Origin of the sequence: Neomelitea salexigens DSM 19753, assembly GCF_000422345.1 — a bacterium.
GTDB classification, from domain to species: domain Bacteria; phylum Pseudomonadota; class Gammaproteobacteria; order Pseudomonadales; family Spongiibacteraceae; genus Spongiibacter; species Spongiibacter marinus_A.
In genome coordinates this window covers 15,184-39,690 of the sequence record NZ_AULP01000010.1, presented here as the reverse complement: position 1 = coordinate 39,690, position 24,507 = coordinate 15,184, and the positions used below count along the sequence as shown (strand labels likewise).

At 55.5% G+C, this 24,507-nt stretch carries 16 protein-coding genes; 10 read left to right on the top strand and 6 right to left on the bottom strand.

Annotated elements, in window-relative coordinates; genetic code table 11:
- The first annotated feature begins 14 nt into the window (after positions 1-14).
- Positions 15-941, top strand: coding sequence for a branched-chain amino acid transaminase (locus H573_RS0113770; protein ID WP_027874771.1), 927 nt, complete (start codon positions 15-17; stop codon positions 939-941).
- A gap of 50 nt (positions 942-991) precedes the next feature.
- Here H573_RS0113770 and H573_RS0113765 read toward each other — a convergent pair whose 3' ends face one another.
- A complete protein-coding gene (locus H573_RS0113765) occupies positions 992-1,366 on the bottom strand; it encodes a hypothetical protein (RefSeq protein ID WP_027874770.1) in 375 nt (124 codons plus the stop codon).
- A 262-nt stretch (positions 1,367-1,628) separates the two neighbouring features.
- On the opposite strand from H573_RS0113765, the gene H573_RS0113760 reads away from it, so the two are divergent.
- From H573_RS0113760 to H573_RS19160, 4 genes are all read left to right on the top strand, one after another.
- A complete protein-coding gene (locus H573_RS0113760) occupies positions 1,629-2,951 on the top strand; it encodes a glycosyltransferase family 4 protein (RefSeq protein WP_027874769.1) in 1,323 nt (440 codons plus the stop codon).
- A complete protein-coding gene (locus H573_RS0113755) occupies positions 2,938-3,651 on the top strand; it encodes a class I SAM-dependent methyltransferase (protein WP_027874768.1) in 714 nt (237 codons plus the stop codon). The genes H573_RS0113760 and H573_RS0113755 overlap by 14 nt, the downstream gene beginning before the upstream one ends.
- Positions 3,648-4,733 carry a prenyltransferase/squalene oxidase repeat-containing protein gene (locus H573_RS0113750; protein ID WP_027874767.1) on the top strand — a complete coding sequence of 362 codons (1,086 nt, stop codon included), beginning with the start codon at positions 3,648-3,650 and terminating at the stop codon, positions 4,731-4,733. The genes H573_RS0113755 and H573_RS0113750 overlap by 4 nt, the downstream gene beginning before the upstream one ends.
- A 1,030-nt stretch (positions 4,734-5,763) precedes the next feature.
- Entirely contained in the window at positions 5,764-9,660 is a 3,897-nt protein-coding gene (locus H573_RS19160; protein WP_051171322.1) for an esterase/lipase family protein, read from the top strand.
- A gap of 555 nt (positions 9,661-10,215) precedes the next feature.
- Here the strand turns inward: H573_RS19160 and H573_RS19155 are convergent.
- Complete coding sequence (locus tag H573_RS19155) at positions 10,216-10,827, bottom strand: TetR/AcrR family transcriptional regulator (protein ID WP_027874766.1); 612 nt, start codon at positions 10,825-10,827, stop codon at positions 10,216-10,218.
- A 94-nt stretch (positions 10,828-10,921) separates the two neighbouring features.
- Between H573_RS19155 and H573_RS18340 the strand changes: the two genes are divergently transcribed.
- Together H573_RS18340 and H573_RS0113730 are read left to right on the top strand one after the other, a co-directional pair.
- Positions 10,922-12,007 (top strand): phosphotransferase family protein, encoded by a 1,086-nt coding sequence (locus H573_RS18340; protein WP_027874765.1) that lies wholly within the window; start codon positions 10,922-10,924, stop codon positions 12,005-12,007.
- A 12-nt stretch (positions 12,008-12,019) separates the two neighbouring features.
- Positions 12,020-13,144, top strand: a complete 1,125-nt coding sequence (locus H573_RS0113730) for an Rv3169 family protein (protein WP_027874764.1) — start codon at positions 12,020-12,022, stop codon at positions 13,142-13,144.
- Between the two features lie 102 nt (positions 13,145-13,246).
- Here H573_RS0113730 and H573_RS0113725 read toward each other — a convergent pair whose 3' ends face one another.
- Positions 13,247-14,311: an NAD(P)H-dependent amine dehydrogenase family protein gene (locus H573_RS0113725; protein ID WP_027874763.1), complete on the bottom strand. Its 1,065-nt coding sequence runs from the start codon at positions 14,309-14,311 to the stop codon at positions 13,247-13,249.
- Between the two features lie 509 nt (positions 14,312-14,820).
- Between H573_RS0113725 and H573_RS0113715 the strand changes: the two genes are divergently transcribed.
- Positions 14,821-16,383 carry a hypothetical protein gene (locus H573_RS0113715; protein WP_027874761.1) on the top strand — a complete coding sequence of 521 codons (1,563 nt, stop codon included), beginning with the start codon at positions 14,821-14,823 and terminating at the stop codon, positions 16,381-16,383.
- 17 nt (positions 16,384-16,400) lie between these two features.
- The gene (locus H573_RS0113710) at positions 16,401-16,940 is read left to right on the top strand and encodes a GNAT family N-acetyltransferase (RefSeq protein WP_027874760.1); all 540 of its coding nucleotides are present in this window, start codon (positions 16,401-16,403) and stop codon (positions 16,938-16,940) included.
- 8 nt (positions 16,941-16,948) lie between these two features.
- On the opposite strand, the gene H573_RS0113705 is transcribed toward H573_RS0113710, so the two are convergent.
- From H573_RS0113705 to argH, 3 genes are all read right to left on the bottom strand, one after another.
- Entirely contained in the window at positions 16,949-20,053 is a 3,105-nt protein-coding gene (locus tag H573_RS0113705; protein WP_027874759.1) for an efflux RND transporter permease subunit, read from the bottom strand.
- A 3-nt stretch (positions 20,054-20,056) separates the two neighbouring features.
- Entirely contained in the window at positions 20,057-21,097 is a 1,041-nt protein-coding gene (locus H573_RS18330; RefSeq protein WP_051171321.1) for an efflux RND transporter periplasmic adaptor subunit, read from the bottom strand.
- Positions 21,098-21,263: 166 nt separating this feature from the next.
- Positions 21,264-22,661, bottom strand: a complete 1,398-nt coding sequence (gene argH / locus H573_RS0113695) for an argininosuccinate lyase (protein ID WP_027874758.1) — start codon at positions 22,659-22,661, stop codon at positions 21,264-21,266.
- A 189-nt stretch (positions 22,662-22,850) separates the two neighbouring features.
- Between argH and H573_RS0113690 the strand changes: the two genes are divergently transcribed.
- The gene (locus tag H573_RS0113690; RefSeq protein ID WP_027874757.1) at positions 22,851-24,464 is read left to right on the top strand and encodes a hypothetical protein; all 1,614 of its coding nucleotides are present in this window, start codon (positions 22,851-22,853) and stop codon (positions 24,462-24,464) included.
- The last annotated feature ends 43 nt before the right edge of the window (positions 24,465-24,507 follow it).

The window sequence follows — 24,507 nt, the reverse complement described above, 5'->3', positions numbered from 1 at the left end:
AGGAGTAAACGACAATGTCCATGGCCGATCGCGATGGTCTAATCTGGTTCGACGGTGAAATGGTGCCCTGGCGCGATGCCCGTGTACACGTACTCACCCACACGCTGCATTACGGAATGGGCGTATTCGAAGGCGTGCGCGCCTATCATGCTGGCGATCGTGGAACCTGCATCTTCCGCTTGAACGAGCACACCGACCGCCTGTTCCGCTCAGCCCATATCATGAATATGAGCATGCCCTTCGACAAAGAGGTGATCAACGAAGCGCAGCGCCAAGTGGTTCGCGAAAACAATCTCGACGAAGCCTACCTGCGCCCGATGGTATTCCTCGGCTCGGAAGGCATGGGACTGCGTGCGGATAACCTGCGCACTCACGTGATTGTTGCCGCTTGGGACTGGCCCAGCTACATGAGCCCGGAAGCGCGTGACAAGGGCATTAAGGTGCGTTGCAGCTCTTACACCCGCCACCACGTGAACATTTCCATGTGTAAGGCGAAGGCCAATGGCCACTACATCAACTCGATGCTGGCGCTGCGCGAAGCGCTGGACAGTGGTTGTGAAGAGGCACTGCTGCTGGATAACGAAGGTTATGTTGCCGAAGGCAGTGGCGAGAATATCTTCATCATCCGCGACGGCAAACTCTACACGCCCGAGCTGACCAGCTGCCTGGACGGTATTACCCGCAACACCATCTTTGCCTTCTGCAAAGAGCTGGGTCTGGAAGTGGAAGAAAAACGCATCACCCGCGATGAGGTGTATGTCGCCGATGAGGCCTTCTTCACCGGTACCGCAGCGGAAGTTCTGCCGATTCGCGAGCTGGACGGCCGTCAAATCGGCAGTGGTGTGCGCGGCCCGATCACCACCGAGCTGCAAAGCCGCTACTTTGACCAGGTCAAAGGTCGTCGCGAGCAATTCCCTGAGTGGTTAAGCCCCGTCGCTTAAGCCCCTGTGCGTGAGCAGCTCAGGCGGCTCACGCATCGCTTCCCCCCTTATTAGCCCTCACTCTGCTGCGCTTGATAGCGGCATTCGCCGCGAATCTTTAACGCATTGAGCACGGCATATTGTTCCAGCGTGATATAGCCGTAGGGGCAATAGGCCTGCAAGCGGCTGTCGTTGCGCAGCATGCGCTGCGCCTGTTTCAGCAGCTCGTCGTCACTGGGTGGGCGTTTTTGCGGGCGGTTTGGGTCGACCGTGTGGCGAATCGGTTTCACTGGCGGGAGGGCGATTCGCAGCTGGTATTCAAACAACTTCAGGTCGCCACCGCGATTCAGCGGCGTAAACAGGCCTTTGTCCTGCGGCGGGCTGGGTTGGCTGCTGCACGCGGCGGTAAGAAGGGCGGCGATAAAAGCGCTGTAAATGGCACGCATCTTTATGGTTTTCCTGGCATTTTTGCGGGGCTTGGCAGTGTAACATGACAAACTGGTAATCCCTCTAGGGGGCCGCGAGACGGGCCGTCGGTGGATTTATCCACAAGCGATGGTTAGAATCCGTTCACTTACGAGGCGTCATGCCCCGCAATAGCTGCGGCGGCCCAAGGCCCGCACGCGAGCCGCCAGTGTGAATAGGGCGGTCGCGGCGATAAGAGGCCGGGCACGTCAGAAACAATCCTAACAAACAGCGATAACGGCTATGTCATCAGACCCAACCGCGCTTGCCCAGTCCGCCAACGCGGCGACCGGGTCGGCCCAAGTTATTCCCATTGAAGAGGCGCGTCCGCAGCGTCGCCTTCATATCTGTCTGCTCGGTTATCGCAGTGCGCCCTTTGGTGGCGGTCAGGGTATTTACCTCAAGTACCTCAGCAAGGCCCTGGTGGATGCCGGCCACGAGGTCGACGTGATCTCGGGGCAGCCCTATCCCCACCTCGACCCACGGGTGAAGCTGATCAAAATGCCGGGCATGAACCTGTTTGAGACCGGCCTCGGTTCGCTGCGCCCTCATCATCTTAGCTCGCTAACCAATATCATCGAGTGGAGCAGCAAGCTGACCGGCGGTTTTGCCGAGCCCTACTGCTTTGGCCGCCGCGTAGTGAAATACCTCAAGCGCCACGGTCGCCACTACGACATTATTCACGACAACCAAAGCCTCAGCTTTGGCATGCTCAAACTGCAAAAACTCGGCTTTCCGCTGGTTACGACCATTCATCACCCCATTACCAGTGACCTGGATATTGCCTTGAAGGCCGCCAATTCCCTGGTTGACCGGGTGCTGATACGCCGCTGGCACAGTTTTATCCAAATGCAGCGCCAGGTTGCGCCGCAGTTGCACCACGTGGTCACCGTTTCCGAGCGCTCCCGCGAAGACATCGCGGCGGCCTTTGGTATGCAGCCCGCCGCGATCCAGCTGGTGCACTGTGGTATCGACACCGACGAGTTCCGCCCGCTGCCCAGCGTGAAAAAAATACCGCGCCGTTTAATGGCAACCGTGTCGGCCGATGCGCCATTGAAGGGCATGAGCTACCTGTTTGAAGCCGTGGCAAAACTGCTGCCGCGCTACCCCGACCTGCAGTTATTAATGGTGGGCAAAATTCGCGAGGGTGGCGAGGCCGAAGCGCTGATCGAAAAGCTTGGCCTGCACAATCACATTGCCACCGCCTCGGGCATCAGCACCGAGCAACTGGTGCGCTATTACAACGAAGCCGAGGTCGCCGTCGTGCCCTCGGTTTACGAAGGCTTTGGTCTGCCCGCCGGCGAAGCCATGGCCTGCGGTACGGCGCTGGTGTCCACCACCGGCGGTGCGCTGCCAGAAGTTACCGGCGACGCGGCCCTGCAAGTGCCGGTGCGCGATGCCCAGGCCCTGGCCGATGGCATCGATGCGCTGCTGAGCGACGCCGAGCAACGGCGCGCTCTGGAAGTGGCTGGCCGCGAGCGCATGGAAGAATTGTTCTGCTGGAGCCGCGCCGCCCAGCAGATGCTGGACTATTACGAACAGGTATTACGCAGTGAAAACGGTTGATTTTAAACACTTTGCACTCCAGCCCGGCGACCGCCTGCTGGACCTGGGTTGCGGCGAAGGCCGCCACGTTATCTCTGCTTATGTGGAAGGTGAAGTGACGGCGGTAGGCGTCGACCTGTGCCTGAAGGACCTGCAAACCGCCCAGCAGCGCGCGGCCGACTATGTTGATGGCAGCGACGACAAGCGCGCCTTTGGCCTCGCCAATGCCGATGCCATGAACCTGCCATTTGCCGATAACAGCTTCGACAAAATCATCTGCTCAGAAGTGTTGGAGCATATCCCCGACTACCAGGCCGTGCTCAAAGAGATCGAGCGCATCCTTAAACCTGGCGGCCTGTTTTGCGCCAGCGTGCCGCGCGCCTGGCCAGAAAAAATCTGCTGGGCATTGAGCGATGCCTACCACCAAGTGGAAGGCGGTCACCTGCGTATTTTTAAAGCCAGCGAGCTGCGCAAGCAGATCCAAGGTCTGGGCTTCCGCTTCTATCGTCGGCACTGGGCACACGCCTTGCATTCCCCCTATTGGTGGCTGAAATGCGCCTTCTGGGAGCAGGACAACAACCCGCTGGTAAAGAGCTACCACAAACTGCTGGTCTGGGACCTGATGGATCGGCCATGGATCACCCGCACCGTCGAGCGTGGCCTCAACCCGGTAATGGGCAAATCAGTGGTCATGTATTTTGAAAAAGGACAGGCAGCATGAGCGGACTGTTTCTCAGCAAGGGGCTGTACCCGGAAGACTTCTTCCGCGCCACCATTGAGTTCCTGAAGCGCGAGCAACAGGCCGACGGCAGCATCCCTTGGTTTGAGGGCGGTCACGCCGACCCCTGGGACCACGTCGAGTCCGCGATGGGGCTGAGTATTGGCGGCGAATACGACGCCGCCGAGCGCGCTTACTTTTGGCTGCGCGACAGCCAGCTTGCCGACGGCAGCTGGTGGGCCGCCTATCGCAACGGCGAAGTGGACAACCGCGAACGCCGCGAAACCAACTTCGTCGCCTATATTGCCACTGGCGTTTGGCACCACTACCTCATTAGCCAGCGCCGCGAGTTCCTGCAAGCCATGTGGCCCTGCATTCAGCGCGCCATCAATTTTGTCGTGGGCCAGCAAAGCCACCACGGCGACATTAACTGGGCGGTCGATGCCGATGGCCAGTCGATGGAAGACGCGCTGGTCACCGGTTGCGCCTCCATCTACAAAAGCCTGGAGTGCGCCTGGAATATCTCGGTTGTACTCGGCGAGCCCCGCGACGAATGGCGCGCCGCCCGCGCCGCTCTCGGCGACGCCATGCGCAACAAGCCCGAGCGCTTTGACCGCACCTGGGAAAGCAAAGCCCGCTACTCCATGGACTGGTTCTACCCCGTCCTTACCGGCGTAGTGCCGCCCGCCAAAGGCAGCGCCCACCTGCAAAAACGCTGGGGCGAATTCGTTGAAGACGGCCTCGGTTGCCGCTGCGTGTCCGACGAGCCCTGGGTCACCGTTGCGGAATCCTGCGAACTGACCATGGCCCTGCTCGCCGCCGGCGATCACGCGCGCGCAGTTAACGTGTATAGCTGGCTACACCAATGGCGTGACGGCAACGGCGAATACTGGACCGGCTACCAAATGGTCGAAGACCTGCTGTGGCCCGACGAGCGCCCCACCTGGACCGCCGCCGCCATCCTGCTTGCCGCCGATGCGCTCACCGAGCACACTCCGGCCCATCACCTGTTTAAAGAAGTGCGTCTGCTGGAAGTTGAAGCAGAGCTGGCGGAAGAAGCCGAGCGCTATACCAGCGGGCGCTAATAGCGTTCGCGCAACCCCACCTGTAGGATCGGGCCTGACCGCGACCGACCCAGCGCTTGTAGGAGCGGTTTTAACCGCGAATAGAGGCCTGGATGTGGTTCCTACCTAGTGGCCCTTGGTTCGCTCATTCTCCCAGATGCTGATGGCATTGTTTTCGCCCTTGCTGGGCGACCTACTTATTTTTTGTGCGAAAAAATAAGTAGGCAACAAAAAGCGCACCCCGCATCACTGTCGTCGGCTGTCGCCGTCGATCCCCTGCGCGCGACGCGAGCTGTGCGGGCGCTGCGGAACTCGCTTCGCTCAAACAGTCCTCGCGCAATTCCCGCACACCTCCCGCCGTGCTCGGCAGCGCTGAGGGGGAGGGGTGTTGCCCGACCCGTAGGAGCGGTTTACCCAAAGCACTCCCTGCGGTCGCGGGGCACGCTGTTAACCGCGAAGAGAAGCCTAGCTAATGTGGTTCCTGCCTGATGCTCCCATGGTTCGCTAATTCTCCTAGATGCTGAGGGGAAAGATGGATAGTGCCACGTTCAAAGTGCTGGGGCGCGACTTGAATAAATGGCGCTAACTCTATTGATTTGCACCAGATAAACCCCGCTATAAAACTAATGAAAGACTTGATCCCATCGCAGCGCGACTTTATGGTATTTAAGCCGTAGCGACGCACTAGCATGTGCTCCCACAAATACCGAAGGAATGGTGAACCACCCATAATGACAAACCCTGTCATCTGCCTGTATACGCATACAGCGTATCCCGATTTATCCTTCCTGCCAGTAAAGTGGCCCTGTTATTGGTCGCGACGAAACCTGAATTCAAAATACCCTTTTAAAAACAATGCGTTAATAAAGGGTCGAAAAAGAGCCAGCGTGATAGATGGCCGCCCGATAATATTTATTATGAGGCCGCAGGTCTCATAAACAGGCTGTTATATGGCCTGAGTCTCATCGACAGTATCTTGGGCATCGTCTCTTTAGGAAAATTAAATTAGAGCACCTACTTACTCTAGAAATTCTTGGGATCGAAATATTCAATGGCCAAAAAAATAATACTAGTTCATGGGTTGGGTGGAACTGCGGATGACACTTGGGGAAGCTTTCCTGATTTTTTAAGGCAGGACAATGACATTGGATATGATGTCATTTCTTGCGGGTATGAATCCCCTAGCCTATGGAAAATATGGAGACGAGCTCCAAGTGTTTTAAATATCGCAAATGGAGTGCTTACAGATATCAGAGCACGCTGCGACATAGAAAATGATGACATCATATTGGCCGGTCACAGCTTGGGTGGGGTTATCTTAAAGAAAGTGCTTCTCCTGCTAGAAAATAAGAATATCAATCACAAGATTGTAAAGGTTTGTTTTTTTGATGTTCCGCATGATGGTTCCGGTTACGCAAATGCTGGAAAGTATTTGGCTTTCAGAAATCGCCATTTGAAGAGCCTAACTCGAGACTCGGGTGAGCTGGATGATTTAAATGATCAGTGGGTAAACAGCGGGCTAAATAGAAAATTAGAAATATTAAGTATCATTTCGGCCAATGATGATATTGTTTCCTCTTCCAGTTCTAAGAGTATTTTCCGAGAGCATGCGATAGAAACAATTAATGACGTAAATCACCGAACGATTGTAAAGCCGGAAAGCATAGATTCTTCCTCTTATATTGTATTTAAGCGCTTAATTTTAGAAAAAAGAACAGTTGCTAGATACAAAAATTCCGCATCTCGTGACCTTGAAGATTGGAAGCGTGTAGAGAGAAATCATAGTTATCACTATGCAAGTGATGACAAGCGGGCAAGTGATCTGGAAGCGATAGTTGCTGCATTGGAATTAGACCAGGCTGCAGTAAGGCTGACAGGAGCATCTGGATTAGGTAAAACACGCTTGTTATTGAAGGCTATTGATGAATCACCTTTTGTTGACAAAGATTATGTCCTTGTCTTCAATGCTCCGGGATACGACACAGTCATCAATGATAGTGTTAAAGCAATGGTTGAAGATTGTGTTCATGGTCTAGTAGTAATAGAAAATTGCAGCATTAGCTTACATAACCTCTTGGCTAAGGAAGTCAATAAAACTGAGTGCTCCCTTAAGCTGGTTACTATTGGTTACTCAGATGAACAAGTTGATGAGTCTATTCATATTCAGCTCTCTCCTTTGTCAGATGAGGCGATAAAGCAGCTTTTAACACCTATTTTGGTCGGTATGGATTCTAGCGATGTTGAGCGTGTAGCTCGATTTGCTCAGGGTTATCCTCTAATGGCAACTCTTATCGCAGAGCAATACCAAAAAGAGGGGCGGTTGCTTGGATCGATTGAAAGCAGCTCCGTCGTTAGGAAATTGATTGATGGTGACGGCGGTATTAGGGCTGACGAAAAAGAAGTGCTATCTGCTTGCTCATTATTTGATGTTTTTGGCACTGCTGAGGGGGCTGCTGGAGAAGAGGCCAAGTTTATCGCAGAAAATGTTGCAGGGTCTAATCTGAGGGTCTTCGATCGAGTACTTAGAATATTTACCGGTCGTCAGATCATAAACCGTGCGGGGAGGTACGCTAGGCTGGTTCCTAAACCACTTGCTTTGACATTGGCATCTGAGTGGTGGGAAGAGGCATCCTATGATCGCCAACAACAACTGATTGACACCATGCCTGATTCTCTTATGCAGAGTTTTTGCACCCAAGCATCATATCTTGATAGCCAACCAAGCGTTCAACGATTTTCAGATAGATTATTTGGAGGAGCTAGCCCTTTTGTTCGAGCGGAGGCGTTACTTACAGAAAAGGGTTCGAAACTCTTCCGCGCATTTGTTGAAGTGAACCCTGAGTCGACTAGCCACGCCCTTTACCATATTTTATCGGCATGCAGCCATGAAGAGCTTAAGGGTATAGATGGAGATATCCGAAGAAACTTAGTTTGGGGGTTAGGGAAACTGTGCTTTCATGCTGATGTTTTTGAAAAATCGGCATGGTGCATGTTGTTACTTGCGTCAGCTGAAAACGAAAGCTGGAGCAATAATGCAACAGGTATGTTTGCTCAACTTTTTAGAGTCAACCTTTCGGGAACGCAAGCGAAACCAATAATTCGGTTCGATTTATTAAGGCGCGCCATTGAAGTTAATCAGTCCAACATCGACATGGTAATCCTTGAGGCTCTAAGTCAAGCAATCAGTACTTATGGCGGTACACGAACTGTAGGTGCTGAGTATCAGGGTACTAAAGCTCCGCTAGAGGAATGGCGGCCGGAACTATGGAAAGAGGTTTTCGAATTCTGGCAACAGGCTATCGATCTGATGCTAGTTCTAATAGAGCGGGGCGATGCTCAAAGAGAAAAAGTTCTTTCGGATGTGGGGCATTCTATTAGAGGTTTTGTAGCTTATGGTCGAGTAAATATGTTAGACGCGGCAATAAGGAGAGTTGTGTCTATCAATGGCCGATTTTGGCCGGCGGCCTTAAGCAGCATTAAAGACACTTTGGAGTATGATTCCAAAGAAATGAGTAAAGAAAAGGTTGATGCGCTACATAGTTGGCTAGAGATTTTAAGCCCTGACGATGCTGAGTTGTCAGAAAAACTGAAAATACTCATAACCAGCCCTCCATGGGAACACCATAAAGATGAAGATGGACGCTATATTGATGTGGCAGCTGAGAATGCAAAATCTCTTGCTATAGATCTATCCCATAATATTGATGATCTGATCCCACATCTCGAATCTTTGCTACAGGGAGATCAAAAGCAGTCCTATGTTTTTGGTTACCAGTTATCTCGTGAAGTTTCTGAAATTCAGCCATTAATTGAATCTTCCTTAGAGTGCTTAAAAAATATAGAGCATCCTGATTGCCGACTTATTCTAGGTTTATATCGGGGCCTATTCGAAAAATCCCCCGATCTCTGGCAAAAAAAAATAGATCGATTAATCTCAGATGAAATGTTTGTCCATCTTTATCCTGATTTTATACGCACTGGTAACATCCAGAAGGAGCATTTAGATAAACTTTTAGAGCTCATTCAGCGTGGTGAATTGTCGCCAAACAGTGCAAATTCTCTGAGCTATGGCAGTGTTGCCGACGGAATCGAACCGGACGTGATGGTCGAGTTTTGCCTTCATCTTGCCGAGCTGGGCGCTCAGGAAAGTTGGTCGGCACTCAATGTTATATATATGTATTGCTTTGGTAATAAAGGCAGTATCGAAAAGCTACGAGATCAGATTAAGTTGCTGGTTATCACCGTTCCTTTGCATACGGAACAGCAGAATACTATTACAGATATCCACCATTGGCATGATATGGCCGAAAAGTTATTAAAGGTGCGTGATCAAGAGTTTGCTACTGCTTTAACGAATCAGTTAATTGCCGCCTGCAAGTATGGCTTTAACCATGGGGATATCTGGTCTCATATTAAACCTTTAATGCTAAACCTAATGAATGATTACGGTGACACGCTGTGGCCAATATTTGGTAATGCTATCGTTCAAGCAGAAGGGATGGAGCGGTATTGGTTGCAACAGCTTTTAGATCGCGAAACAAGTTTGGCAGTTAATATGCCAAGCGTGCTTTCAGTTGTTCCAGTTGAGAGCGTCATTAAATGGTGTTCTGCACTTCCAGATCTTGGACCTGTTTTTGTTGCCCGTTGCTTGAACGTTTTTGAAACAGTTGATGAGCAACAGCAACCCTCGGCATTGTTTATAGCTTTGCTTGAGAACTTTGGAAATGATCAAAGGGTCGCGAATGAACTGCAAGCTAATATGGGAACCCGCGGGTGGTCTGGGTCTCTTGTACCTTACCTAGAGTCAGATAAGTTGGCACTAATTCCCCTGATAAACCATGAAAATGCCAATGTAAGGCTCTGGGTTAAAAGCCATATTAAGTATATAGATCGGCAGATAACTGAAGAATCGAAGCGAGATGAGGAGCATGGTTTTGGACTTTATTAGTGAGTGGTGTGGATAATGTGCACCTGTCATATAACAAGTTGCTTCACACGGACATGTAGTTCCCCCGGTTTGATAGATACCTTCCGGTCAATATGGGTAATGTCTTAATACCCGGTTACTGCCCAACTCCATTCCCCCTCAGCGCTGCCGAGCACGGTGCAGGCAGCACGGGAATTGCGCGAGGACTGTTTGAGCGCAGCGAGTTCCGCAGCGCCCGTGCTGGTTGTACCGCGCGCAGGGGATCGGCGGCGATCAGCCGACGACAGTGGTGCGGGGTGCGCTTTTTGTTGCCTACTTATTTTTTCGCATAAAAATAAGTAGGTCGCCCAGCGAGGGCGAAACGAATGTCATCAGTAAATGATGCGAATTAGACAAGGTGGGTATACGAAGGCCTGTGGGGTATTCGAGGTCCGAATCGCGGTTAAAACCGCTCCTACAGATGCTACTTTCCATAGCTGGGTTGGTTGCGGTCAGGCCCGCTCCTACATAAGCATGATTCGCGTGCATGCCCGTGAAAAATAAGCCGGTCGTCCAGCAGGGGCGAAACGCTCACCATCAGCAAATCCCGCGAATATTCCTCTCTACCAATTCCCGCCACAGCCGCTCGTGATTCTCTAGCTCCAGGTGCTGAGAGGTGTTTTGCAGTTGCGCGGGCAGGTCGAGAAATTGGCCACTGATACTGGCTTGACTGGACGAGCTTTCGAACAGGGCAAAGCCGAGGGTCATCCACAGCAGTGACTGGGCGTGGCGCACGGCGAGGCTGTCTTCTGCCTGCATGGCTTTGATGGGCTCTGCCAGCGTGGCAATGGTGGCGACCATGGCTTCGGCGGGCAGGCTGTTGTTGAACTGGGGTAGCAGGCCAGGGAAGGCGAGTACTTGTTGGCGCAGTTGGTCGAGGAGTTTTTCTAGGCGTTGGGGGTGGCTTAACCCCGCAGGCAATGCACTGGCATCCACGCTGAGTACGGTCTCGCCGATGGCGGTGAGCAGTTGTTGTTTGTTTTCAAAGTAGCGGTATAGGGAGGTGGGACTAATGCCCAGCTCCTTGGCCAGTTGCCGCAGGCTGAGCGCCGCGAGGTCTTGCTGTTGGGCGAGTTGCAGCGCCACAGTAAGAATCTGCTCTTTGCTGGTGATGCTGGGGCGGCCAACGCGGCGCGTGTTACGGGTCATGGTTTATCCTTCTTTTTAAATATAGTAACACCGTTAACTAATTCGTGTTAGCATCGTGCCATTGGCGTTCAATAACATAACAATGAGGCCTCGCATGAGTAACGATCAGCGCCCCACACCGGTATTGGATAACCCGGACGAAACCCGCAGCAAACTGGAAAATTGGCTGTCTGCCCAGCTTGGCGACACGGTGAGTATCCCGTCGCTCAGTGTGCCCGAGGGTACGGGCATGTCGAACATCACTATGGTCTTCGATGCTCAGCACGGCGGCGCGGAGGCCGCTTATGTGGCGCGCATTGAGCCGCGTGGCGAGTACCTGGCCTTCCCTGAATATGACCTGGGTATTCAGTGCCGCGTAATGGAGATGCTGGCGGCCGATGGCGATATTCCGGTGCCCGAGATCGTTGCCAAGGAGCTGACAGGCGAGGTGCTGGGACAGCCATTCTACATTATGAAAAAGACCGACGGGGTGATTCCGCCGGATATGCCGCCCTACCATATGGACGGTTGGCTAACCGAGGAAGCGCCGGATACCCGTCGCCAGCTGTGGTTGGCGGGCCTGAAGCGCTTGGCGCAGGTGAATGCGCTCAACATCAGCAGTCCGGCTATCCAGTCTGCCCTCAATGCCTGCGCCATTCCCCGCAGCCTCGATGAGCAGCTGACTTACTGGGAAAATTATTACCAGTGGGGCTTCCAGCGCAATGGCGAGCGGCTTCCCCACGATGTTGCCGCAAGCACCTTGCAGTGGCTGCGCGATCATCAGCCCAAAGAGCAGGCGGTCGCTCTGTGCTGGGGCGATTCCCGAATGGCCAATGTGATTTTCAGCCCGGATAAAACTGACGTTGCCGCCTTGCTGGACTGGGAAATGGTCGCACTGGGCGACCCCCTGCAAGATGTGGCGTGGTGGATTTACATGGATGAGCTGTTCAGCCACGGGCTGGATTTTCCGCCGCTGGAAGGCTTCCCCGGTCGTCAGGAGTCAGCCGAGGCGTGGGCGCAGCTCAGCGGGTTTAACACTGATCATCTTCACTATTATCTGGTGTTTGCCGGCTTGCGCTTCGCCTTGCTGCTGGGCCGTATGTCGATAGGCATGGGTAACGAGGACAGCATTAACAGCCATTTCAGCAGCTGCTTTGAAGTGAAGTATTTGGAAAAAATCCTCTCGGAAACATCGGCCTGAGGGCGGGTAGCCATGATTAGTAAACTCGACGATTACCCCATTCACCAAACCGCTGAGCCGGTCGCGCAAACCGCCACCAGCGACCGCTTCACCTATGACCGTTTCTGGTATAACGGCCACGCCAAAGACAGCGCATTTTATTTTGGTATTGGCCTTTGCCGGTATCCGAATTTGGGCATTGTGGACTGCAGTTTTAGCGTGGTGGTGGACGGCTGCCAGTACGCCTTTCACGGTTCCCGTCGCGCCTCCGACGAGCCGATGGATTTGGATGTTGGCCCCTTCAAACTCAGCATTTTAGAGCCGATGGGTCGCCACCGTTTGGTGATTGAATCCAACGACACCAATATCGAATGCGACCTGGTGTTCACCCCTAAAACCGGGGTGATTCCCGAGGGGCGGCAAACCCTGCGCAACGCCCGGCATGTGGTGATGGATGCCACCCGCATCGACCAATTCGGCCACTGGCAGGGCAGCATTTCCGTTGAAGGTCGCAAGATTGCGGTAAACAGCGAGACCACCTTCGGCCTGAAAGACCGCTCCTGGGGGATTCGTCCGGTGGGCGCGCCTTATGAAGGCGGCGCACCGCTGGACAGTTTCCAGGCGGTGCACTTTATGTGGCTGCCCATTCACTGGGAAAACCGTTGCACGCTGGCCGGTTGGTTTGAAGACGACAGCGGCTACCAGTGGCACACGGACCAAGCCATCGCCCCCATTCATGCAGAGGGGGAGAGCATTCCGGTAAATGACCCGGCCATGACACTGTGGCAGGGCTGCGTTGGCCACCAGTTGAAGTTCAAACCCGGTACCCGTCAGGCCGAGTCGGGCACCTTTCTGATGAACCATAAAAACGGCGAGCAGATCGAAATTACTGTGCAGCCGGTATTGCTGCACCGCATGAAGGGGCTGGGCTATATGCACCCTGAGTGGGGGCACGGCAAATGGCATGGCGAACTCGCTATCGCGGGCGAGAGCTGGGACTGCGACGACGCGCCGCCGCTGAATTTGGAGAATATTCATATTCAGCAAACGGTGGTTGCCCGTTGTGGCGATGAAGTGGGCTATGGCGTATTGGAGCAGCTACATATTGGCCCCCACGCCGAACTGGGCTTTAAAGACTGGTTCGATGGCGCGGAATAAAGTGGCCTGAATCCGCTTGGCTTAAATCAAATCGGTTTAGTAAAGATAGGAAGAGTAAACGAGAGGCGCGCTGCCAACGGGTAGCGCGCCTTTTTTCGTTGCTTAGGCAGGCTTGTACAAACCCTTGCCGTTGATTTTTGGCAGGTCGTAAGCGGCGACCATGCCGGGCTCTTGTTCCACCACAGCGGGAATGGCATTGACGATGGCGGTAGCGGTTTGAATCACGCCGCCCACCGCGTGGTCGCCGTGCTTGTCTTCCATGTCCATGCAGATGGTCATCTTGGGCTCACCTTCAATAATCACTTTGTAGCCCTTGCCCTTGGGCCAGTCGGGGGCAATGTCGTCGGTGATGCGGGTGATGTGTTCCAGTACGATGGCGTCGCGGCCATCGACCACGGCGCGCACTTCAAAGCGCATGGCGCCGGTGGTGCCCTTCTTGAATACGCCCATGGCATTTTCTGTATCCTGCTCCAGGGGCAGGCGCTCGTGGACTTCGTACACGCGCTCTACTTCCAGGCCTAGGGCCGCCGCTACCGAACGCACCGAACCGCCCCAGCCCAGTGACAGCATGCCGGGTGCAAACAGCACGCAGTCGTGATCGACCGGATAGCCAAAGCCCATCACTTCGCGAATGGTGTCTTCCTGTTCGTAGGTGGCGTAGTTGATGATCTCCTGCATGCGTATGCTCGACCAGTGCTCGCTCAGGCCGGTGAACACCAGCGGCATAGTGTCGTTGGCAAAACCGGGATCAATACCATTGTTAAAGCAGGTGGCTTCGCCTAGCTCGCAGGCTTCTTTGATCGGCTCGGCGATAAAGGCGACGTCCGGGTTGTCGGGGTATTGCAGCATAAACAGCGACGAGGCCACCACATTGATGCCCCGGCGCAGGCAGCGTGCCTGGTCTTTGGCCGCTTCCATCATGCGGGTCTCTGAGTGGGCGGTGTACACCACGCAGTCCGGGTTGAGGTCGAGTACCGCGTCGATGTCGGTGGAGGCCGCAACGCCGCAGGGCGTGTCGAGCTCAGCCAGGGTGGCGGCATCGACACCGGCTTTGGCATCACTGCTGACAATGTGCCCAACCAGTTCCAGTTCGGGGTGATTCAGTACCGCGCGAATGGCATATTTGCCAACGTTGCCGGTTCCCCAGGTAACCACTTTTAACGACATAGTATTTCCCCACTCTTTATTGTTTATGGCTGACGGTGATACGCGTCAGCACTGTGCTTGGATAGACAGCCGTCATGCTAGCAAGGGCGGCGGTGTGGCGAAGGCTGCGCTGGTATGACATAGAAAACCGCGTTGAGCTTCGCGGGGAACAAAGGGGGTGGAAGTGCCTGCTGGTTCAGTTTTTTGGTCTGAGGATGCGTGTGCAGCGGTTATACAGGCGCAAATTGATTTTGCTTGTTCCCCGGTTTTCAACTAGTTATGATAGCGAGACTATAACTACCTACAGGATGGGATAGTGGACTGGCAATGGACTGCTGGCAGTTATAGTGACGATCCGCATTGCGGGACCTTATCGTTTAATTCCTGAAATTTCCTTCCTTTAGTTTATGCAGCGACCACAGCGCGTTGGGCATGTATTTGTTCCATCGATGTGTTCGCAGCAGTAGTTGTAGACCCATTTTTTTGATCCAGGGGGTTTTCCCCTTGCCTGAATCATTCGAGGTCTGACTATGTACAAGCAAACAACAAAAAAATTGTTCCTCTCTCTTGCGGCAAGTAGCTGCCTGCTGCTCGCCGCATGCGGTGGTGGTGGCGGTGGTGGCGGTAGTGCTGGCGATGGCGGTAGTAACACTGCACCGGCGATCAGCCGCATTGCCATTCAAGATGCGGAAATGTTGTTCCTGGCCTCTAGCTCCGGAAATGACGAGGCGTTGGTAAAACGCAGCGCATCAAGCGGAGACCGGATAAGTCGCACCGCTGAAGAACCCGAGCAAACGGTAACCACGCTCTATAAAATGACCGATGCAGGTTTGGTCGTGGAAGTGGAGCTCTACGACGAAGACGGCGAGCTGGTGGAAAACACCACGCACACGCCTTCGATGGTAAGAGAACTGAATGATAACTACATGCTGGTTGCTATCGACTTTGGCGAACTAGCAATCAATGGCCCAGCTTATTACTTAGTGAGCAAGACGACGGGAGCGGCCTATTTCTGGTGGGGGCAGGATCCGGAAAACGAGCAGCTGTTAAAGGTCATGAACATCTACACTGGTTTGGGGTGGTTGGACTTAAATCCCAGCTCGTTTTACGTCGACCAACACGGCAATAGCGTTCATGAAATGAGCCGCGACAACTATGTGGTTGCCGATGGCAATGTGTATGTGAATATTCAGGATGACTGCACCAGCAACCTTTGTGACAACAGTTGGACAAACCGTGTACACCGCTTGAATGACCAGGATCCATCGAGCCTGAATACCGAAGCCTTGTCGCCGGTGAGCGACTTGGTGCAAGGCAAGGTGATGGTGGATAACGATGGTGCGCTGATTTACCAATTGGAAGGGTCTGAAGATTTGCGGGTGGTGAAGGCTGCCGGTGGCCTGGAGCGCATTAGTGAAGACGACTTCTTAGTGGGCTTGAGTAACGACAGCGAGGCTAGCGAAGTACTGCCGCTGCTGCGCAGTAATGGCGAAGCCTCGGTACTGGCACGCATAACAGTGCCAAACCCCAATTACCCCGCGACTGGCGAATTGCCGTATACCTTTGATGGCGCTCGCTTGTTTACCATCAATGCCAGTCAGGGAAGCCTGACTGAAGTGAGCCGTCTCGACCAATATATTGTGGAATCTCGCAGTGCCATTATGCGCGCCACCGAAGAGACTTTGCTGTTGGGACGTCGTACATATGGCAGTGCTCAGGAACTGGACCAGCACTATTTGCTCACGATGGACAATAGCACTGGTGCATTGAGTTTGGCGGCGACCATGCCAGAAAACTTTACGGTAACCAGTACGCCGTTGTTTGCGTTGAATGACGATGTGCTCTACCTGGCTGATGGCCGCCGGCAAGTATTCCGCATTGATTTGACTGATTACAGCTTTACCAAGCTGTTGGATGCCGATGACTATGAAACGAAGAAAGTGTCTATTACTGGCAACGGCAGTTTGATCGCCAATGCGCTGCGCTTGTCCGACGGTGCGGAAGTGACGCTTCGCGTGCCGGTTGATGGTGAGCTTGAAGTGCTTGACGTACTGAGCAATCAGTCGATTATTTCACTGATCCGCGTGCATTAAAGAAAGAGTGGCGAGGTATGGCCTTTGCTGAAATAGTTAGCCCGCGTTTATGGCTTCGTCAATGGCGGTCAGCCGATGCGCAGGCCTTTGCCAGCATGAACGCCAACGCGCAGGTGATGGCGCACTTTCCTCGCAGTTTATGCCGTGAAGAAAGTGACGCCTTGCTAGCGCGATTGACGGCGCAAAACGCGCAGCAGGATTGGGGTATTTGGGCGCTGGAGCGTCGTGGCGACGGCCGCTTGCTGGGCTTTGCTGGCTTAAAGCCGGTGTCCAGAGAGTTGCCCTTTGCGCCAGCCACCGAGATTGCCTGGCGCTTGGCCGCCGATGCCTGGGGGCAGGGTTACGCTTATGAAGCGGCGCAGGCCGCCCTGGAATATGGCTTCGCTACGCTGAACATGCCTGAAATTATCGCTATGACAGCGGTCGTGAATACGCGCTCGCGCGCATTGATGGAGCGCCTGAACATGCGGCGCGGTGACGACTTCGAGCACCCTCAATTGGCCGTGGGCTCGCCGCTGCGCCGCCATTGTTTGTACACATTGGCGGCGCCAGCCTGACAAGCGTTTTAGTTGTTGGCCGGGCTGTCTTTTAGTTCCTTCTCAAGCTGGTGCGCCACATCCTGCGGGGAGCCTGTGTGGCGAGCTAGGAAGCGGTAGGCCATTGGCACAACAAACAAGGTAAACAGCGTGGCGGCACTTACCCCGGAGACCACAACCACGCCAATAACGTAGCGGCTTTCGCTGCCTGCACCAAAGGCCAGCAACAGCGGAATGGCCCCCATAATGGTGGTGATGGCAGTCATGATGATGGGGCGTAGCCGCTGTTCGGCGGCTTTGCTGATCGCCTCTTCAAACTCAACGCCGTCGTCGCGCAACTGATTGGTGAATTCCACCAGCAGAATGCCATTCTTGGCGGCTAAGCCCACCAGCATAATCAGCGCCACTTGGCTGTAGATATTCAGGCTTTGCCCGGTGAGGTAAAGCCCGAGCAAGGCCCCGGCGATGGCCAGCGGTACAGTCAGCAGGATCACCAGCGGATGAACAAAGCTTTCAAACTGGGCGGCCAGTACTAAGTACACCACCAGCAGCGCCAGCACAAAGGTGAAGTAGACGGCATTGCCCGAGTCTTTGTAGTCCAGTGATTCGCCCTTGTAGTCGATAATGGCATCCGGCGCGACCTTGCGGGTAACCTCTTCCAAATAGCTCAGCGCCTCGCCCAGCGAATAGCCCTCTGCGAGGTTGGCATCCAGGGTGATGGCGCGCACGCGGTTATAGCGCCTGAGCACCGCCGCATCCCCGCGCTCGCTAATGCTGACCAAATTAGACAGCGGAATAAGTTGGCCGCTGCTGGCAGAGCGCACATAGATATTGCCGAGGTCATTGGGCGTGTTTTGTTTGTCCGGCTCGCCTTCCAGCACCACGTTGTACTCTTCGCCATCGAGCATAAAGGTGGTTACTCGGCGGGAGCCGAGCAGGGTTTCCAGACTGCGGTTAATTTCCTGCGTACTGACGCCGAGATCGGCGGCGCGGTCGCGCAGAATCGTTACTTCCAGTTGCGGCTTGGTTTCCCGGTAGTCACTGTCCAAGCCCAGCAATTTTGAGTTGTTGCGAGCCTCGTCCATAATGGCATCGCGCCACGCCGCGAGGTGCTCGAAGTCGCCACCGCCAATCACAAACTCCACCGGTTTGCTGAAGCCGCCACCCAGTGCCTGGGGCATAATGGGGAAGGTCGTCAGCGCGGTAAAACCCTTCAGTCGCTGACGAATATCGGCGACGATGGCGGTGTTGGGGCGGCGGGTCTCCCAGGGCGCCAGCACCATAATGGCGAAGGCTTCGTTGTAGCTTTCAGCGCCGCCGCGACCAGCGGGGGCGCGCACCAAAAAGCGGTTCACCTCGCCGCTTTCCACCAGCGGCATCAGCCTGCGCTCAAGCTCTTCCATGTGCTTGCTGACAAAATCAAAGGACGAACCCTCGGGGCCGCGAATCATCATAAAGATGACGCCGCGGTCTTCCTTGGGGGCGAACTCTGCGGGTACCTTTTGCATCAGCAAAACGCAGCCCAGAACGGCCAGGCCCAGGATTGAGGCCGACAGCAGTGGACGTTTTAGGCTGGCGTCGAGGCTGCGGCGGTAGCGGGTCTCCATACGGTGCAGCAGGCCTTCGACGAACTCGGCGAGGCGGCCGTGCATGGCGTCTTGTTTTAGTAATTTCGAGCAAATGACCGGCGATAGCGTTAGCGCGACAATGCTGGAGAACACCACGGCGACCGCCATGGCGACAGCAAACTCGCCGAACAGTCGGCCGACATCACCGTCGAGCATGGTGATGGGAATAAACACCGCCACTAACACCGCGGTGGTGGCGACTACGGCAAAGCCCACTTGGCGGCTGCCGCGAAAGGCGGCCACCAATGGCGACTCACCGTTGAGCAAGCGGCGGTGAATGTTTTCCAGTACCACGATACTGTCGTCGACCACCAAGCCGATGGCCAGCACCAGGGCCAGCAGGGTCAGCAGGTTAATGGTATAGCCCAGTGCGTAGAGCACGGTAAAACTGGCAATCAGCGAGACCGGCACGGTGACGGCAGGCACCAGCATGGCGCGGAAGTCGCCGAGGAAAATAAAGATCACCAACACCACCAGGCTGGCGGCGATAAAGAGGGTGGAGTAGACCTCGTCGATGGCGCTGTCGATAAACACCGAGCTGTCGTAGCTGTCGTGCAACTCGGTGCCTGCCGGCAGGATACTGCGCATAGCATTCACTTCGCGGTGTGCTGCCTTGGCCACTTCCAGTGTATTGGCGGTGCTCTGTTTTACGATGCCGACGCCGACCTGCGGAATGCCGTTACCGCGGAACATAGTGCGGTATTCTTCGGCGTCCAGTTCAACTCTTGCCACTTCGCCAAGGCGCAGGATATTGCCGCTATCATCGCGGCGCAGTACCAAATCGCTAAAGTCGTCGGTGGTAAGAAACTGGCGCTTAATTTTAATGACGAAGTCGCGGTCGCCGGTTTTGAGCGTTCCAGCCGGTAGCTCTACGTTTTCCAGTCGCAGGGCATTTTCCACATCGCCAATGGTCAGGTTGCGGGCGGCAAGGGCTTCGTGGTCCAGCCAAATACGCATGGCATATTCCGGCCCGCCGCTCACCCGCACCCGCGCAACGCCGTCAAGCACCGACAGTCGGTCTACAAGGTAGCGCTGGGCATAGTCGGCCAGCTGCAGGGTATTCATTTTGGTGGAGGTGAGGTTAAACCACATGATCACCCGCTGATCCGAGTCGGCTTTTTGTACCTCTGGGGCATCGGCTTCTTCGGGCAGGTTATTGCGCACACCGGCCACGCGGTCGCGCACATCGTTGGCGGCGGCGTCGATGTCGCGGCTCAGTTCAAACTCGATACTAATCGTCGAAAAGCCATCCTGACTGGTCGACGACACCGTTTTAATCCCCTCAATGCCGGAGATGCGATCCTCGATAACCTGGGTGATTTTCGACTCGACCACTTCGGCTGAGGCGCCAGTGTAGTTGGTGCTGACCGAGACGATGGGCGGGTCCACATCCGGGTACTCGCGCAGTGCCAGACGATCGAATGAAAGGGCGCCAAAGGCGACCAGCAACAGGCTAATAACGGTGGCAAAGACCGGGCGTTTTACCGCAGTGTCTGACAGCAACATGTCTTATGACTCCTGCGGGGCAACGGGGCTGCCGGGGCGCAGCATCAAATAACCTTCGCTAATCAACTGCTCGCCCGCTTTGAGGCCACTAATAACTTCAACGCTGTCGGCGCGCCGAATGCCCAGCTCCACTTCACGGCGCTCTGCCTTTTGATCGGTATCTACCAGCCAGACATAGTGGCGGTTTTCAATGCTCTGCAGGGCGGAAGAGGGCACCACAATGCCAATGCGCTTGTCTTTTAATAACGACACTCTCATTAGCATGCCGGGTTTTAAGGCGGCGTCGTTATTGGGAATGTGGGCGCGCACCATCACGCTGCGCGACAGCGGGTCAATGCGCGGATTAATGGCGACGATCTTGCCCTGAAAGGTTTTATTTAAGGCATCGCTGCGGGCATCCACCGGCATGCCCACCTTGAGTGAACCCAGCAACAGGCTAGGCAGGTTGAGGTCGAGGCGCATGGTGCTCAGGTCGTCGAGGCTGGTAATGCTATCGCCCGCCGAGATCAGCGCGCCGGGGCTAACATTGTGTAGGCCGGCCACACCGCCGAAGGGGGCGCGCAGGGTGCGTTCATCAATTTTTGCCTGAACTTCGGCAATCTTGGCCTCGGCGCGGTCGCGGGCGCTCAGGCGCTGGTCATACTCATTTTGCGCCGCAGACTGGCTGGCCAAGAGATTTTTCAGGCGGCGAATTTCTCGCTGTTGTTCTGCCAGGTCAGCCTTTGCCGACGATAGCTGGGCTTGCTCCTCCGCTTGTTCCAGTGTTGCCAGTAAGTCACCTTGCTTCAGGTATTGGCCCTCGTCAAAATGCAGGGCGCGGACTTTTTCGCTGACGGTGCTGGTAATGAGTACTGACTGCTTGGCCAGTAGCGAACCGATGGCAGGCAGCCGCTCTTCAATGGTTTGCGGGGCGAGTGTTTGCACCTTTACTGCGGCGGCGGGGCGCTGGCCGGGGGTGGCCGCCGAATTGGGCTCGCAGGCGCTAAGCGCGGCGAATAGAGGCAGGCAAAACGCAATTACGCGTGCGCGGGGCGCAGTGAACATGGTGAAGACTCCTGTCATTCCTGGTGTGCTACGCCCGAGATGAAGAGATGGATGTGTCGCGGGCAGTAGTAATGTAACACCGCAGCGAGAGAAATCCCTCGCGGCAGTGGATAAGAATTTTTAAAGAAGTGGGGAATCGCGGCGGGCAGGATGCCCGCCGACAGACTTAGCGCTGTTGCAGTCGGGCTTCAGCGCGATCAGCGGCGGCGCGCACCTGCGCAGGTGCGGTGCCGCCAATATGGTTGCGGGCGTTGATAGAGCCTTCCAGGGTGAGCACCTCAAAGACGTCGTCTGCAATGTCGGCACTGAACTGCTGCAGCTCTTCCAGGCTCATTTCAGACAGGTCCTTGTTTTGCGCAATACCGTAGGCCACTGACTTGCCAACCACTTCGTGGGCGTCGCGGAAGGGCAGGCCTTTGCGCACCAGGTAGTCGGCCAAATCGGTCGCCGTAGAGAAACCGCGCATCGCGGCTTCGCGGGTAACCTCGGCATTCACGGTAATGGCGGGCACCATATCGGCGTAGGCTTTGAGGCTGTCTTTTAAGGTGTCGATCACATCGAACAGCGGCTCTTTATCTTCCTGATTGTCTTTGTTGTAGGCCAGCGGCTGCGACTTCATCAGCGTGAGCAGGCTGATCAGGTGACCGTTAACGCGGCCGACTTTGCCGCGAATCAGCTCGGGCACATCGGGGTTTTTCTTCTGCGGCATAATCGAGGAGCCGGTGCAGAAGCGGTCGGGCAGGTCGATAAAATTAAATTGCGCCGAGGTCCACAACACCAGTTCTTCACTGAAGCGCGACAGGTGGGTCATGATCAGGCTGCCAGCGGCGGCAAATTCAATGGCGAAGTCGCGGTCGCTCACCGAGTCCAGGGAATTCTCGGTAGGGCGGTCAAAGCCCAACAGCTGTGCGCTGTATTCGCGGTCGATGGGGTAGGTGGTGCCGGCCAGTGCGGCGGCGCCAAGCGGGCTTTGATTCAGGCGCGCGGCGCAGTCTTGCAGGCGGCCAAAGTCGCGCTCCAGCATTTCATTCCAGGCCAGCATGTGGTGGCCAAAGCTCACGGGCTGGGCAGTTTGCAGGTGAGTAAAGCCGGGCATGATGGTGTCGGCTTCGCGGCGCGCCAGTGCCACCAGGCCTTCTTGTAGGCGGGTGATTTCGCTGCAGATACTGCCAATCTCGTCGCGCAGGTACAGGCGAATATCGGTGGCGACCTGGTCATTGCGCGAGCGGCCAGTGTGTAGCTTCTTGCCGGTAATGCCGATCTTGTCGGTGAGGCGCGCTTCAATATTCATGTGCACGTCTTCAAGGCTTACCGACCAATTGAATTCGCCCGCTTCAATTTCGCTGCGAATTTCTTCCAGGCCGGTTTGGATCTGCTTGAGCTCGTCCTCGCTGAGTACGCCGACTTTAGCCAGCATGGCCGCGTGGGCCAGCGAGCCGTTGATGTCGTGATGGTAGAGGCGTTGGTCAAAGCTCACCGACGCGGTGAAGCGCTCAACAAACTGGTCGGTGGCCTCGCTGAAACGCCCACCCCAAGGTTTGATAGCCGGCTCTTTGTCACTCATTGCAAACGGGTCCTGTGTCATTGGGCGCTGCGCGGGCAGCCCATCGGAAAAGCGGCAGAGTATAGCAGAAATTACCGCGCTCTCGCTGGCTGCCTGCGCCGGGGCTGCCGCTCACCGCTGTAACGTTTATGTAATATAGCGTGGCCATAATTTCGCGTGCCGAAAACTCCTGTGAAGTAAGGAACCGCCATGACCCAGGCGACTGCGCCGCGCGCCAAATTAGTGGAGCAATTGTGGCAACTAAAAGCTGCTTTTGAGCAGGCCCAGGACGGCCGAAGTATTCATTTTGACACCTTGCTGCGCGACTCGGATTACCGTCGCGAGCTGATCAACGAAGCGGCGATGAGCCGTCATCGAGAAATGCGTGACCTTGGGCGCAGCCTCAGAGTGATCAACACCGATGGCGAGCTGCGTGCCTCCCAGCACTCGCGCAAAGCCGTCAACCCCGACATTGCCGAGATGATGGACTGGCAGTCGCAGCAGCCAGCCGAAGAGGCCGTGCGTTCCCGGCGCTGGTGGCTGTGGTTGCTGCTGCCCGCGCTGTTGCTTGCCGCATCGCTGTGGTGGCTATTGGGGCGCGGACACGAGCAGCTTGTCAGCGGCTCCCTGCACGGCGATCACGTGTGGACGGCGGATAAAACCTGGATTCTCGACGACATTGTCTATGTTGAGGCCGCTGCCACGCTAACGATCGAACCTGGTGCGGTGGTGCGAGGCCAGCCCGGTAGCGCCCTGGTGGTCACCCGCGATGGCCAAATTATGGCGCGCGGTCGCGCCGATGCGCCGATTGTCTTTACCAGTGCGCAGCCCGAAGGTGGGCGCAAGGCCGGCGACTGGGGCGGTTTGGTGCTGCTTGGCAATGCGCCGGTAAATACCCTGGACGCTCAGGTAGAAGGAGTGCCGACCAGCGATACGCGAGGGATGTTCGGCGGTGTCGACAGTCGCGATAACTGCGGCGTGCTGGAATTTGTGCGTGTGGAGTTCGCGGGGTATGAGGTGTATGCCAATAACGAACTCAATGGCTTAACGCTGGGAGGCTGCGGCAGTAATACCATTGTGCGCCACGTGCAGGTGCATCGCGCTTCCGACGACGGCATAGAGATTTTTGGCGGCACGGTGGATATGAAGCACATCCTGATTAGCGCCGCCGCCGATGACTCACTGGACTGGGATATGGGTTGGCGCGGCCGCGTGCAGTTTCTGCAGGTGCTGCAGTATCCGGGCATGGGTGACAATGCCATCGAGGCCGACAACCGCAATGGCCGCGAAGATGCCCAGCCGATCTCGGAGCCTCAGTTCTACAATGTAACGCTGCTTTCGCTTAACAGCGACGATAAATACCAGCGCGCCATGACCCTGCGGCGCGGCACCGGCGGCCATTTTCACAATATGATTATCAGCGGATTCTCCGGTGAAGCTATTGATATCAAAGGGCGCGTCAGTGCCAGCCGGCTATCGACGGGAATGATGAGCTTTGGTGGCCTGCTGCTGTATAACAATGGTCGCGATGGTCGCAGTCACTTTATTGAAGAACTCGGCAAGCAAGACGACGACGGCGGCTTTGATGAAGCGGCATATTTCGCCTCGCTGGCACGCCGCGACATCTCACCAGAGTTCAGTGTGCCGGTTGACCCAGTGCGCTTTCCCGATTTTCGCATTGGCAGTAAGTCTCCCGCCGGGCAGGGGGCTGTCGCGGTTCCCGAAGGGGAATTTTGGGATCAGGGCGCCAACTATCTCGGCGCGGTGCGGCCGGGTAGCGCCAGCACCTGGATGAACGGCTGGACGGCATTTGCGCCAAACTGACGCGCTGATGAGTTGGGCGGTTTAGTCTGTCAGGCGGCTGGCG